Origin of the sequence: Pseudoalteromonas sp. 2CM37A (assembly GCF_023161885.1) — a bacterium.
Lineage (GTDB): Bacteria > Pseudomonadota > Gammaproteobacteria > Enterobacterales > Alteromonadaceae > Pseudoalteromonas > Pseudoalteromonas atlantica.
The window spans coordinates 839,333-851,470 of sequence record NZ_JALNTJ010000001.1 but is presented as its reverse complement, the minus strand read 5'-3'; the positions used below and the strand labels follow the sequence as shown (position 1 = coordinate 851,470).

Here is a 12,138-nt window from a genome sequence, read left to right as displayed (position 1 = left end):
GAGCTGGATTCGAACCAGCGAAGGCTGAGCCGTCAGATTTACAGTCTGATCCCTTTGGCCGCTCGGGAACCCCTCCAATGCAACGGCGCTGATAATAGCAAACTGCGTATTTAAGTAAAGAAAAAAGCTAAAGAAATTTGAAATAAAGCCGATAAATATCTATCAGTTATCATAATCGGCTAAAGACTATGCAAATCGATGGTTTGTTAATCACAGAGAGTCAACTAAAGACCAGGCTAAATAAAAGTGTGCATGAAAATCGCAGAGGCGAATTCTCACTTTTATTAGCGATGCTATCGCACGATGCGCTGGATTTTAGTCAATTTCACTTGCCAAAAAGTGAAACGCATAGTGCTTATGTAGACGAAGAGCAGTTAAGGGAGCGCTTTGGTGCTGGACCAAAGCAATTATTAGCTCCCGAAAAATTTGATATGACCATAGGGCAAGAGCACGCGTCGATGATTGTTCAACAAGGCGAGCAAGCGGGCATGAAAACAATAAAATTAAGCCACTGCTTAAACCCTGAGCCACTAGCGATTAGAGATGACAAGTTACATATCCCTTTAACAGTAATCGATAATTGTGAACTATCAGTACGCAGGCGCTTAAATGACACGCACACCGCGCTTGCAAGTCCACAAATGGACGCCGCAGCATTTTATGACGATTTAACTAATGAGGCTATACATAAGCCATTGCTTGTTGCTAACGCATAAAAATAATTTAACACTTGTGCGTTTTAAAAGCCTAAAACACCTTATATTTAATAATCGGTTATGCAATAAAATAGAACAATTCTTTTTTTGTTTAAAAAAAGCATCCACAAATTAAATGCAATTGCTATAATGGCTGCAAATGGTATGACTTGAGTGCCATTATCATTAAATCAAGGTAATTAGGAACGTAATGAAGAAAACATTCACGCTAAATCATGAGAAAATCAAATACCCTCGTATGGTTGATGCTGCAAAGCATGAAGTGAAAAAATATTTGAAAAGAGAGCGCAATAAAACGCTACCTGTTGAAGCTGATTACTGGGCGTTTGACTGTAAGTTTGGCACAAGTGCCGATGATGCCGAAGTTGTTCACGTAGCTGAAATTAACAACAAGATCAGCGAAATCGAAAAGCAGGCGCTTACTTCATTCTATGTTGAGATTTTAGCTAGACCTGCGCAGCGTGAATCGTTCGATCTAGATGATGATGAATAACCAATAGCAATATTGTAGAAAATGGACCTAGATGGTCCATTTTTGTTTATGGCAGTTATTAACGTGTTTAGTGGTATAGAGTAGCGCTTAAATAAAAAGCTATTTTATGCTAAGTGTTTAGCTTATTTTATACACTGTGACACTTTTTATATTTTTTACCGCTTGCACATGGGCAGGGGTCGTTTCTGTCAACTTTTATATCGGCGGCCGGATTAATAATACCCTCTAAATAACGCCATTCACCGTCCTCTTTTATAAAGTCTGATTTCTCATCTAACTCACAATATAAGTTTTGGTAAAAATAATACGCGTTAAAGGCAACATAACCTCGCTCATCACTTTGCTGCGTATCGCGCACAACTAATTTTACAAAGCGGCAGCTATTGGCAAAGTCAGCAATTTCATTTACTGGGTTTTGTGCTTGTTTTTCTTTGGCGTAAGTTTTAAATACATAAGATGCATTTTTTAATGCATAAGCACTAAAGCGCGAACGCATTAGTTGCTCAGGTGTTGCTGGGGTTTTTATATCAAGATGATAAGGCTGGCAACAGTCCCCATAATTAAGCTGACTGTTGCATAAGCAAGCGCTAGTACTAGTTACACTCATAAAATACTAATTAACATAAATTAAAAATGCATTTTACCAAGCTTATTGAGTAAGTGATATTGCTGTAGTGCTGGTTTTTTTAGTAAAGCAAAATAGCTTAGCGCTTCTTTTGTTTAAATTAAGCGATAAATTAACAAGCTGCTGCTCACTTACTATATCTGTCCACGTAATAATGGCTGCAAAGTTCCCATTATGAAGTGCTGAATTAAGTACATACTCTAAATTTACTAAATGCTTTTGTCTTATTACAAGCAGTTTGCTGGTATCTATAGAGCAGCTATCTAGCAAGGCTTTACTAGGCACATGGTCGGGCGCAATCAGTAAGGTCCACGCGTTAGAGCTATTGTATTGGTGCAACACTTTTAGCATCTCAAACGTAGCAGAAATTTCATCTTCTACTTTAATTAAGTTTACCGACTCACTTTCATCATGTTGTTGGTAGCTTTTAACGGTTCTTACGGTAATTGGCTGTAGCATAGGTCTCACTCACTGGGTTTATATACAGTACATGTATACAGTAGTTTATACAGTTGTTGTGTGCAAGCGTTTTTTGTTATTTTTTATACAGTTAATGGTTTTAAAAAATAAACAATAAAAATAATACTTTAAAAACAGTTGGTTACAGTTTGTGCTGTGCAAGTGAAAGCTGAGGGTGTTTGCAGTACTGTATAAAGTGTAGCAGTGTTATACAGTACTTAAGGGATGGCTATACAGTTATTTTAGTGTGTTTTACAGTGCTTAGCTGTTAGCTATACAGTAGTTAGTTATTTTTTGGGATTAAGTGGGCAAACTGAATTTGGTGGATTTGCTCATACAAACTGGCTGCATAGCACTGAGCGTCTTTAAGACGTTTGGTGTCGATATATTTTCTTAAATCATTTAAAGCAACGGTTGCCGGTTCATAGCCTTGGCTGCTGGCTAAACTCAGCCATGCTGCTGCGTGAAATACGCTTTTTGGTACGCCTTGGCCTTTGACAAAAAATAACCCTAAATAAAACTGGGCGCGATGATTTCCGGCCATTGCGGCAAGGCGCATCCACTTAGCTGCCAACGGTGCCTGGTTATGCTTTAAATAATACAGTGCTTTGTTAAGTGTTGTTTGCTCACTTACATCACTATTGTTTTCAGCGCTGTGGTTTGTAGGCTGTGTTACAAAATTTAAAATATTGTTTAATTGCTGCTCTAAGTCTTGTCCGCTAGGCTGAGTCTTATTCATATATTTTCTTTTTTATAGTTTCTACGTCAACAGTTTAGTATATCGCAAGGTAAAATGTCCTGTTTATACTTAATTTTATGGTAAAATCACGTCACTTTTTACTATCACAAGTCTATTATGCTCGAAGCTCTATTTAAACTCCGCGAAAATAACTCCAATGTGCGACGCGAAAGCATTGCTGGAATCACTACTTTCATTACTATGGTTTACATTGTATTTGTAAACCCTGCAATGCTTGCGGAAGCAGGCATGGATCAAGGTGCTGCATTTGTTGCTACCTGTATTGCGGCTGCTATTGGCTGTTTTATTATGGGATTGTGGGCTAATTACCCTTTAGCACTTGCGCCGGGCATGGGTTTAAACGCATTTTTTACTTACGGTGTTGTACTGGGCATGGGTTATAGCTGGCAAGCTGCATTAGGTGCGGTATTTATGTCTGGTTGTATATTTTTAATATTAAGTTTGTTTAAGGTCAGAGAGTGGATAATTAATGCTATCCCTCTGGTTTTAAAGCAGGCTATTGCCACTGGTATTGGTGCGTTTTTAGCGTTAATTGCGCTTAAAAATGCAGGCATTATTGTTTCAAGCCCAGCTACATTAGTACAGCTTGGCGATATTACTTCGGCAGGTCCTTTATTAGCTATTTTAAGCTTTTTTGTCATTGCTGCTTTGCTTTATCGTGATATAAAAAGCGGCGTACTTATTAGCATTTTGCTAGTAACGGGCATTGCGTTAAGCCTCGACTTAGTTGAGTACCACGGCGTAATGTCAATGCCACCGTCTATTTTACCTACCTTCATGCAACTTGATTTTGCAGCAGCCTTTGAGCTTTCTATGCTGAGTGTAATCTTTGCGTTTTTGTTTGTTGATTTATTTGATACATCAGGCACGTTAGTTGCTGTAACTCAAAAAGCAGGCTTAGCCGATGAAAAAGGCAATATGCCACGTTTAGGGCGTGCTTTAAGTGCCGATAGTACAGCTACTATTGCGGGTGCAATGTTAGGTACTTCTACCACTACTTCTTATATTGAGTCTGTGGCCGGTGTATCGGTTGGTGGGCGTACTGGCTTAACAGCTGTTGTTGTGGGTATATGCTTTTTACTAATGATGTTTTTTGCGCCGCTTGCGCAAATGGTGCCGGCTTATGCAACAGCGGGTGCTATTTTATACGTTGCGGTATTAATGCTGCAAAACCTTAAGTTTGTAAACTGGGATGACATGAGCGATGCAATTCCGGTAAGTGTGGTACTACTTATGACGCCGCTTACATTCTCTATTGCGCACGGTATTGCTCTTGGTTTTATATCGTACACTGCGGTTAAAGTACTGTGTGGTAAACGCGATCAGGTTAGTATTAGCGTGTGGATTTTAACAGCGTTATTTATTATCAAGTTTGCATTTTTATCGTAATAGCTAATACCCATTCTTTTAGCTAAGAGGCTTAGTTTGAGGGTGGGTAAACATTTATTATTTAGTGTCTATCGCTCATGCCGCTGCGTTGTTATACCTTGCGTATCTATGTTGTGGTAAATGAGCGTTTATAATGTAGTTAGCGCTAGGTAGTGCCTCAAAATACGTTAGTATTTACCCATTGGTAAAAGCTTAACAGATACAAAAAAGCCCATACATTATGTATGGGCTTTCTTTTGGGTATTTAAAATTACCATTTCTTTTTAGGTGCAAATAATACGTCTAAGTCATCTTGCTCTGCTTCTGCTTTTTTCTTCAAGGCAGTGGCATTTGATGCTTTTAGTTCGGTGCTTATTTCTTCTAAATAGGCTTCAACTTCTTGGCGTTTTGCGTTTACGTATTCATCAGAATAGGTAACGGCACTAAGTGTGGCATAGGCTTTTTCAAAATATTGCCTAGCAGAGCCCACCATGCTCGCTGAGCGAGCAGATAAACCGCGTTTAATTTGGCTTTCTATATTAATTCTAAGTTGTAACTTTTCTAGGCGCTTATCTTCTGCTGCAAATACTTGGCTATCTACACGGCCTTTACTGTGCTCAGAGCGCATAATAACTCTAAGCTTTTTTATGCCCTGAATTAACGAGACTAACTGCTTATCGTTACTTGGTAACGATAAATTGTCGCTGCTATTACCTTGAACAGCACCACTTAGCTTTTCTTTAGCTTCGTTCATTCTGCTTTTTAATGCTTTAGAATTAGGTGAATGGTTCACCATAGCGTTTAGTGCTTCGTAACATCTACGTTGTAAAACGCGTATAATGTTTTCAGAAAGCGGAATATTAGCGCTATTCATAAGTGCTTCTTCGGTTTCTTCAATTATCGCTTTTTGTTTTGTTAATTCTTTGCGACGTTCAACTTCTTGCTTTTCTTTATGCTGCTGTACAGCGCTTACCCACAGTGCAATCACTATCAGTGCCACTATAAGCACAATTATAATCGAAACGATCATGGCTTAATTCTCGGATTCATAATCTATTTTTTTATATTACATCAAATATATGCTTTGAGGGTAGCTTTGCGCTGATTAACTTAAAAATATGTTAAAAATTAGATATAAGAATAATGTATTATAAGTTGAACCTGAATAAACATCGCTATCTGCAGCGGGTTTATTATGCTAGCCTTAATGCTTAAATAATGAAAATATACGTGCTTACTTTGCCAAGTTTTAACTAAATTAAACTTGGTTTTGCTTAGTATTACCATCATATAAGCTTAATAATAACGTTAAAAACTGCAACCATGAAATTACAACAACTTAGATACATCGTAGAAGTTCAAAACCATAAGCTAAACGTATCAGCAACTGCTGAGAGTTTATTTACCTCACAGCCTGGTATATCTAAACAAGTGCGCATGCTTGAAGATGAGCTAGGTGTACAAATTTTTGGCCGCAGTGGTAAGCATTTAACGCATGTTACAGGTGCCGGCGAAGAAATAATTAACATTTCTCGCGAAATTTTATCTAAAGTCGAAGGTATAAAAGCGGTTGCTAATGAGCATACGCTGCCTGATCAGGGTAAACTAAATATAGCCACTACACATACTCAAGCTCGTTATGCTTTGCCAAGTGTTATTCAGGGCTTTATGAAAAAATACCCAGCAGTTTCGCTGCATATGCATCAAGGTACACCACAACAGATTTCTGATGCGGCAGCGCGCGGTGACGCAGACTTTGCCATTGCAACTGAAGCACTTCATTTATACTCAGATTTAGTTATGCTGCCTTGCTATCATTGGAACCGCAGCATTGTGGTGGCAAAAGATCACCCTCTAGCACAAAAGGCCGACAATTTAACCGTTGCCGATATAGCGCAGTATCCGCTTATTACGTATGTATTTGGGTTTACTGGGCGCTCTGAGCTTGATAAAGCATTTAACGCGCACGGCCTTGAGCCGCACATTGTGTTTACTGCAACCGATGCCGATGTAATTAAAACTTATGTAAGGTTAGGGCTAGGTGTAGGTGTAGTCGCTTCAATGGCCGTTGATCAATTAAGTGACACAGATTTAGTGTGTATTGATGCCAGTCATTTATTTGAAGCTAGCACAACTAAAATTGGCTTTAGAAAGGGCAGTTTTTTACGTACTTATATGTATGATTTTATTGAGCGTTTTGCCCCGCATTTAACTAAAGAGCGAGTAGAGCGAGCAAGCTTATTACGTAATCAAGAAGATGTTGATGCGTTATTTGCCGACATAGAACTGCCGGTAAAATAGTAAGACTTTAACTATATAAATACTAAAAAACCGCGTATTGCTAAAATACGCGGTTTTTTGTTTTTATACGCTTAACATTCAATAATGTTTACCGCTAATCCACCGCGGGCGGTTTCTTTATATTTGGTTTTCATGTCGTTACCGGTATCGAGCATGGTTTTAATCACTTTATCAAGCGACACCTTTTGCTCGCCACTGCCACGTATTGCTAGGCGAGAGGCATTAATTGCTTTAATGGCGCCCATGGCATTGCGCTCAATACACGGTACTTGTACCAATCCGCCTACAGGGTCGCAAGTTAGGCCTAAATTATGCTCCATGCCTATTTCGGCGGCGTTTTCAACATGTACTACATTACCACCAACAATTTCGGTGAGTGCGCCAGCGGCCATTGAACAGGCAACACCTACTTCACCTTGGCAGCCTACTTCTGCGCCCGAAATAGAGGCATTTTTTTTGTATAAAATACCAATCGCCGCTGCGGTTAATAAATAGCGTGTGGCTATGTCGCGGTCCACTTCTTTAATAAATGTGTGGTAGTACATTAAAACGGCCGGCAATATACCCGCAGCACCATTTGTTGGCGCCGTGACTACGCGCCCACCTGCGGCATTTTCTTCATTTACAGCCAAGGCGAATAAATCCACCCAATCCATTGCTCTGAGTGGGTCATTACTCACTTCTACATTTAGCTTTAAATACAAACTAGGTGCACGGCGTTTAACTTTTAAACCACCTGGTAAAATTCCCTCGGTGCGCATGCCACGTTCAATACAGGCTTTCATTACTTGCCAAATATTAAACAACTCGTCTTTAATATCGTCTTCTTTGCGCAGCGTTTTTTCGTTATGCATCATTAAAGTAGATACACTAAAGCCTGATTCTTTACACAGCTCTAGTAAATCTTTTGCACTTTCGAACGGGTAAGGAGCCGGGTTTTGTTCGCGTATATCAAGGGCTGCTTGTTTTTCGTTTTCAAATTCTTCATCGGTAACAATAAAGCCGCCGCCAATAGAGTAGTACACTTTGCTATATACTTTTTCGCCATTGTTTGAGGCAATAATTTCCATTGCATTAGAGTGCTTAGGTAAGGTTTTGCGACGATGAAAAACAATAGCCCCTTGCTTAGGAAAGTTCGCTTTATGGGTTTGGTTGAGGTATATCACTTGCTCTTTTTCAATGGTGGCAAGGATATCGTCAACTAAATCGGCATCTATTGTTTCTGGGTCGTAGCCGGCAAGCCCTAATATAACGGCTTTACCAGAGCCATGGCCTACGCCGGTTTGACCCAGTGAGCCATAAAGCTCTACCTTTATATCGGTAACAGAGGTTAAAAGTTGTTGCTCTTGTAGGTCATTAACAAATAAGCGCGAGGCACGCATTGGGCCAACGGTATGTGACGACGATGGGCCAATACCAATGCTAAACATATCAAATGCACTGATCATACTATGGGTCTCTACTTTATTTACTCAGCCCGAAAGCTGTTCTTTGAACGGTCGAGTATCATAACGTTAATTCTATATTATGTAACTATTTGGCCGTAAGTTTTACACTGGTAGGGCAAGCTGTTTTGTAAAGTTTTTTATAATGCTAGCCGTTGCTCCCCACAGTAATCCGTGCGGTGTACTAAACCCTTGCAAGGTGATGGTTTTGCCAAAACGTTGAAAAGGAATGGGCTGCCAATTGGCCTCGTTTGAAAGCTGGGTAAGCGACAGTAAAAAGCTAGCTTGCACTTCATTATAATCGTTCTCCCATACTGTGTGTTCACCAAGTAAACCCACAAATGGGCTAATGCTAAAGCCAGTTAGGGTAGAGTATTGTGGCAGCTGCCCGAGCACTTTAACATTACTTGGCGCTATATTAAGCTCTTCGTGTAGTTCTCGAAGCGCTGTGGTGCGCAGGTGTTTATCGCTTTGCTCAAACTTACCGCCGGGTAAACAAATTTCCCCAGGGTGATGATGTAAATAAGTAGGGCGTTTGCACAATAAAATATGCGCGTGGTTATCAACATCAATAATAGGCAGCATAACCGCACTGGCACGCTTTTTACGGGTATCTTTTATTTGATTTGGCGCGGCAGTAGGGCTTAGCTGAAACCGCGCCATAATATGTTCACTATTCAAAGCGTTCTACTGTTTTAATAAAGGAAGTATTTTATTCACTTTATCGTATGTTTCTTGGTATTCCAATTCGACTTTAGAATCAGCGACAATACCACCACCGGCCCAGCAATAAATGTGTTCGTTATGACAAACCAATGTACGGATTGTAATACTGGTGTCCATATTACCGCAGGCGCTTAAATAACCTATAGAGCCACAGTAAATACTACGCCTATGAGGCTCTAGCTCTTCAATTATCTCCATAGCTCTAATCTTAGGCGCGCCAGTGATTGACCCACCGGGGAATGCTGCTTCAAGTTGATCAACACACGTTTTGCTCTCATCCAGTTCTGCCGTTACGGTACTCACTAAGTGATGCACTGCCGGAAAGCTCTCAATAGCAAAAAGTGAGGGCACCTTTACAGAGCCAGGTTTTGCAACCTTACCTAAATCGTTACGCAGTAAATCAACAATCATTACATTTTCTGCGCGGTCTTTAGTTGAGTTTTCAAGGGCTCTGGCTTGCTGTTGGTCGGCGATTGCATCTGCCATGCGTGGCAAAGTGCCTTTGATGGGTTTTGTTTCAACTATATTGTCGTGAACTGCAATAAAGCGCTCTGGCGATATTGATAAAATGGCGCCACGTGGGTGGTTAATAAAGCTAGAAAATGGCGCTTTATTAGCCTCACGTAATACTTTGTAGGCTTGGAAAGGGTCGCCTTTAAAACCGGCACTAAAGCGCTGTGCTAGGTTGATTTGATAGCAATCACCACTTTTTAAATAATCTTGTATTTGCGCAAATTTGTCAGCGTATTCATGCTCACTCATATTTGAGTGCCAAGCGCTGGTGAGCGAAAACTGTGCAGGCGCTGCATCGTTTGCTAAATACTGCTGGTAAAGCGCTAAACGGTTCACCTCAGGTTGGGAAACGTAAAACCAACTTTGCTGGTGTTTATCAAATATCAGCGCATCTAAATAAAGGCCAATGGCCATTTGTGGCAATGTTATATCGTGTTTTGCCGTGCGTGGCATGTGCTCAATAATACGCCCTAAATCGTAACCAAAATAACCAAGCCAGCCGCCGTTAAAAGGCAGGTTATTAGCGGCTTTTTGCGCGCTAAGTTTACTTAGTTCTTCGTTCATTATTGTAAAGGGGCTACGCGAGTCAAGCTGCTGATTAAATATACTTTGATTATTGTTTACTTCTAAAATAGCGTGAGGCTCTATCGCAATAATATCAAAGCGACTATTTATGTGCTCGCTATTGGCTGAGTCTAGTAATACGGCATAGGGTAAATGCGCAAAATGCGCGAAAACATCAATGCAGTTTTGTGTTATAGCTAATTTTACACAATTTTTTTCATTGTTTAGCATTTACTGCCCCTTTAAGAACTGGCTCGAAACGGGCTGGGAGGGTATCATAAGTCAAATTTTTTTGGCAGCGTTTAGTATCAAATCTACGTTGTAATTAAAACAGTGCAAACCACCGTCACCGGTTTGGTATAGATTACGCTTAAGCGTAACGCTAACTTAAGGAACCACTATGAGTACAATCCGTCAGCAAGACTTTATTGATAGCATTGAAGATGCGTTGCAATATATCTCTTTTTATCATCCCCTTGATTTTGTTCAAGCGCTAGAAAAAGCCTACAACAAAGAACAAAGCAAGGCTGCAAAAGATGCAATCGCGCAAATTTTAATTAACTCGCGTATGTCGGCTGAAGGCAAGCGTCCATTGTGTCAAGACACGGGTATTATTACCTGTTTTGTAAAAGTAGGGATGGATGTTAAGTGGGATAAAACAGATTTAACCGTACAACAAATGGTTGATGAAGGCACACGTCGCGCATATTTAAATCCAGATAACCCACTACGAGCTTCTATTGTGGCTGACCCTGCTGGCACACGTAAAAACACTAAAGATAATACCCCTTCAGTTGTGCACATCGATTTAGTGGCGGGCGGCGAAGTAGAAGTAATGGTTGCAGCGAAAGGCGGCGGCTCAGAGAACAAAAGTAAAATGGTTATGCTAAACCCATCTGACGATGTAGCTGCATGGGTAGAAAAAACGCTACCGACAATGGGCGCTGGTTGGTGCCCGCCAGGCATGCTAGGTATAGGCATTGGTGGAACCGCCGAAAAAGCAGCGGTAATGGCAAAAGAGTCGTTAATGGACCCGGTTGATATTCATGAGCTTATGGAGCGCGGTGCAGAAACAACGGAAGAAAAACTGCGTTTAGAAATTTTTGAACGTGCTAACAAGCTAGGTATTGGCGCGCAAGGTTTAGGTGGTTTAACAACGGTTGTTGATATTAAAGTAAAAACAGCGCCTACGCATGCGGCATCAAAACCTGTTGTGATGATCCCTAACTGTGCTGCTACGCGCCACGTACACTTTACACTAGACGGCTCAGGCCCTGCAGATTTAAAAGCACCTAAACTAGAAGACTGGCCAGAAGTGACGTTTGAAGTAGGTGAAGGAACTCGCCGTGTTAATTTAGATACGTTAACTAAAGAAGATACCCGCGAGTGGAAAATGGGAGAAACTGTTTTACTCTCAGGCACTATTTTAACAGGCCGTGATGCTGCTCATAAACGCTTACAAGATATGATCAATTCAGGTGAAGGTTTACCTGAGGGCGTTGATTTTGATAATAAGTTTATTTATTACGTTGGTCCAGTTGATGCTGTAGGTGATGAAGCTGTAGGCCCTGCAGGCCCTACTACTGCAACACGTATGGATAAATTTACCGATATGATGCTAGAAAAAACCGGCATTGTAGGCATGATAGGCAAAGCTGAGCGTGGTCCTGCTACAGTTGAGTCGATTAAAGAGCATAAATCGGTTTATTTAATGGCTGTAGGTGGTGCGGCATACTTAGTATCTAAAGCAATTAAAAAAGCACGCGTGGTTGCCTTTGAAGATTTAGGTATGGAAGCAATCTACGAATTTGAAGTAGAAGATATGCCAGTTACGGTTGCCGTAGACAGCGAAGGTGCTAACGCACATACGCAAGGCCCTGCAATTTGGAAAGCTAAAATTGAAGAGCTAGACGGCAAGCTTAAATAAAGGTTTACGTAATCTAATAACAAAGCGAGCTTAGGCTCGCTTTTTTTGTATTTGTTTTATGAAATATTAAAAAAGCGCAAATTGCCCCTTCAAATAAACACCTCAGACCAGTTGTGGTAAATCTGCTTTTTTCTTCATAAACCTATACACTGTGCGACTTTGCTGGGAGGGGAACTGTGTAATACAAGGTTTACACTTGGTATTACCTTTACGTTCACGTAAATGTGAAGGCGCTTTTTAA

At 40.5% G+C, this 12,138-nt stretch carries 12 protein-coding genes; 5 read left to right on the top strand and 7 right to left on the bottom strand.

What is annotated here, in order from left to right; translation table 11 throughout:
* Positions 1-188: 188 nt before the first annotated feature.
* A complete protein-coding gene (locus MTF68_RS03765; RefSeq protein WP_248461693.1) occupies positions 189-716 on the top strand; it encodes a VC2046/SO_2500 family protein in 528 nt (175 codons plus the stop codon).
* 190 nt (positions 717-906) lie between these two features.
* Positions 907-1,209, top strand: coding sequence for a DUF6172 family protein (locus MTF68_RS03760; RefSeq protein ID WP_004589192.1), 303 nt, complete (start codon positions 907-909; stop codon positions 1,207-1,209).
* 127 nt (positions 1,210-1,336) lie between these two features.
* Here the strand turns inward: MTF68_RS03760 and MTF68_RS03755 are convergent, their stop codons facing one another.
* From MTF68_RS03755 to MTF68_RS03745, 3 genes are all read right to left on the bottom strand, one after another.
* Entirely contained in the window at positions 1,337-1,816 is a 480-nt protein-coding gene (locus MTF68_RS03755) for a YchJ family metal-binding protein (RefSeq protein ID WP_248461692.1), read from the bottom strand.
* Positions 1,817-1,858: 42 nt separating this feature from the next.
* The gene (locus MTF68_RS03750; RefSeq protein WP_024032354.1) at positions 1,859-2,293 is read right to left on the bottom strand and encodes a SulA-like leucine-rich domain-containing protein; all 435 of its coding nucleotides are present in this window, start codon (positions 2,291-2,293) and stop codon (positions 1,859-1,861) included.
* Positions 2,294-2,576: 283 nt separating this feature from the next.
* Positions 2,577-3,032 carry a sel1 repeat family protein gene (locus tag MTF68_RS03745; RefSeq protein ID WP_248461691.1) on the bottom strand — a complete coding sequence of 152 codons (456 nt, stop codon included), beginning with the start codon at positions 3,030-3,032 and terminating at the stop codon, positions 2,577-2,579.
* Positions 3,033-3,149: 117 nt separating this feature from the next.
* Between MTF68_RS03745 and MTF68_RS03740 the strand changes: the two genes are divergently transcribed.
* The gene (locus MTF68_RS03740; protein ID WP_004589400.1) at positions 3,150-4,442 is read left to right on the top strand and encodes an NCS2 family permease; all 1,293 of its coding nucleotides are present in this window, start codon (positions 3,150-3,152) and stop codon (positions 4,440-4,442) included.
* A gap of 250 nt (positions 4,443-4,692) precedes the next feature.
* Here the strand turns inward: MTF68_RS03740 and MTF68_RS03735 are convergent, their stop codons facing one another.
* Positions 4,693-5,451, bottom strand: a complete 759-nt coding sequence (locus MTF68_RS03735; RefSeq protein WP_064386676.1) for a hypothetical protein — start codon at positions 5,449-5,451, stop codon at positions 4,693-4,695.
* A gap of 293 nt (positions 5,452-5,744) precedes the next feature.
* On the opposite strand from MTF68_RS03735, the gene cysB reads away from it, so the two are divergent.
* Positions 5,745-6,722, top strand: a complete 978-nt coding sequence (gene cysB, locus MTF68_RS03730) for an HTH-type transcriptional regulator CysB (protein ID WP_024032357.1) — start codon at positions 5,745-5,747, stop codon at positions 6,720-6,722.
* A gap of 71 nt (positions 6,723-6,793) precedes the next feature.
* Here cysB and MTF68_RS03725 read toward each other — a convergent pair whose 3' ends face one another.
* The 3 genes from MTF68_RS03725 to pabB all read right to left on the bottom strand — a co-directional run bounded on the left by MTF68_RS03725 (position 6,794) and on the right by pabB (position 10,201).
* Positions 6,794-8,170 (bottom strand): L-serine ammonia-lyase, encoded by a 1,377-nt coding sequence (locus tag MTF68_RS03725; RefSeq protein ID WP_004589403.1) that lies wholly within the window; start codon positions 8,168-8,170, stop codon positions 6,794-6,796.
* Positions 8,171-8,272: 102 nt separating this feature from the next.
* Positions 8,273-8,848 (bottom strand): CoA pyrophosphatase, encoded by a 576-nt coding sequence (locus MTF68_RS03720; RefSeq protein WP_024032358.1) that lies wholly within the window; start codon positions 8,846-8,848, stop codon positions 8,273-8,275.
* 6 nt (positions 8,849-8,854) lie between these two features.
* The gene (gene pabB / locus MTF68_RS03715; RefSeq protein ID WP_248461690.1) at positions 8,855-10,201 is read right to left on the bottom strand and encodes an aminodeoxychorismate synthase component I; all 1,347 of its coding nucleotides are present in this window, start codon (positions 10,199-10,201) and stop codon (positions 8,855-8,857) included.
* Between the two features lie 169 nt (positions 10,202-10,370).
* On the opposite strand from pabB, the gene MTF68_RS03710 reads away from it, so the two are divergent.
* The gene (locus tag MTF68_RS03710) at positions 10,371-11,897 is read left to right on the top strand and encodes a fumarate hydratase (RefSeq protein WP_004589406.1); all 1,527 of its coding nucleotides are present in this window, start codon (positions 10,371-10,373) and stop codon (positions 11,895-11,897) included.
* Positions 11,898-12,138 lie beyond the last annotated feature (241 nt).

Coding starts and splice junctions, on each gene's coding strand:
- MTF68_RS03740 (WP_004589400.1), top strand. CDS start 3,150: ATGCTCGAAGCTCTATTTAAACTCCGCGAAAATAACTCCAATGTGCGA.
- cysB (WP_024032357.1), top strand. CDS start 5,745: ATGAAATTACAACAACTTAGATACATCGTAGAAGTTCAAAACCATAAG.
- MTF68_RS03745 (WP_248461691.1), bottom strand. CDS start 3,032: ATGAATAAGACTCAGCCTAGCGGACAAGACTTAGAGCAGCAATTAAAC.
- MTF68_RS03710 (WP_004589406.1), top strand. CDS start 10,371: ATGAGTACAATCCGTCAGCAAGACTTTATTGATAGCATTGAAGATGCG.
- MTF68_RS03750 (WP_024032354.1), bottom strand. CDS start 2,293: ATGCTACAGCCAATTACCGTAAGAACCGTTAAAAGCTACCAACAACAT.
- MTF68_RS03760 (WP_004589192.1), top strand. CDS start 907: ATGAAGAAAACATTCACGCTAAATCATGAGAAAATCAAATACCCTCGT.
- MTF68_RS03765 (WP_248461693.1), top strand. CDS start 189: ATGCAAATCGATGGTTTGTTAATCACAGAGAGTCAACTAAAGACCAGG.
- MTF68_RS03735 (WP_064386676.1), bottom strand. CDS start 5,451: ATGATCGTTTCGATTATAATTGTGCTTATAGTGGCACTGATAGTGATT.
- MTF68_RS03725 (WP_004589403.1), bottom strand. CDS start 8,170: ATGATCAGTGCATTTGATATGTTTAGCATTGGTATTGGCCCATCGTCG.
- MTF68_RS03755 (WP_248461692.1), bottom strand. CDS start 1,816: ATGAGTGTAACTAGTACTAGCGCTTGCTTATGCAACAGTCAGCTTAAT.
- pabB (WP_248461690.1), bottom strand. CDS start 10,201: ATGCTAAACAATGAAAAAAATTGTGTAAAATTAGCTATAACACAAAAC.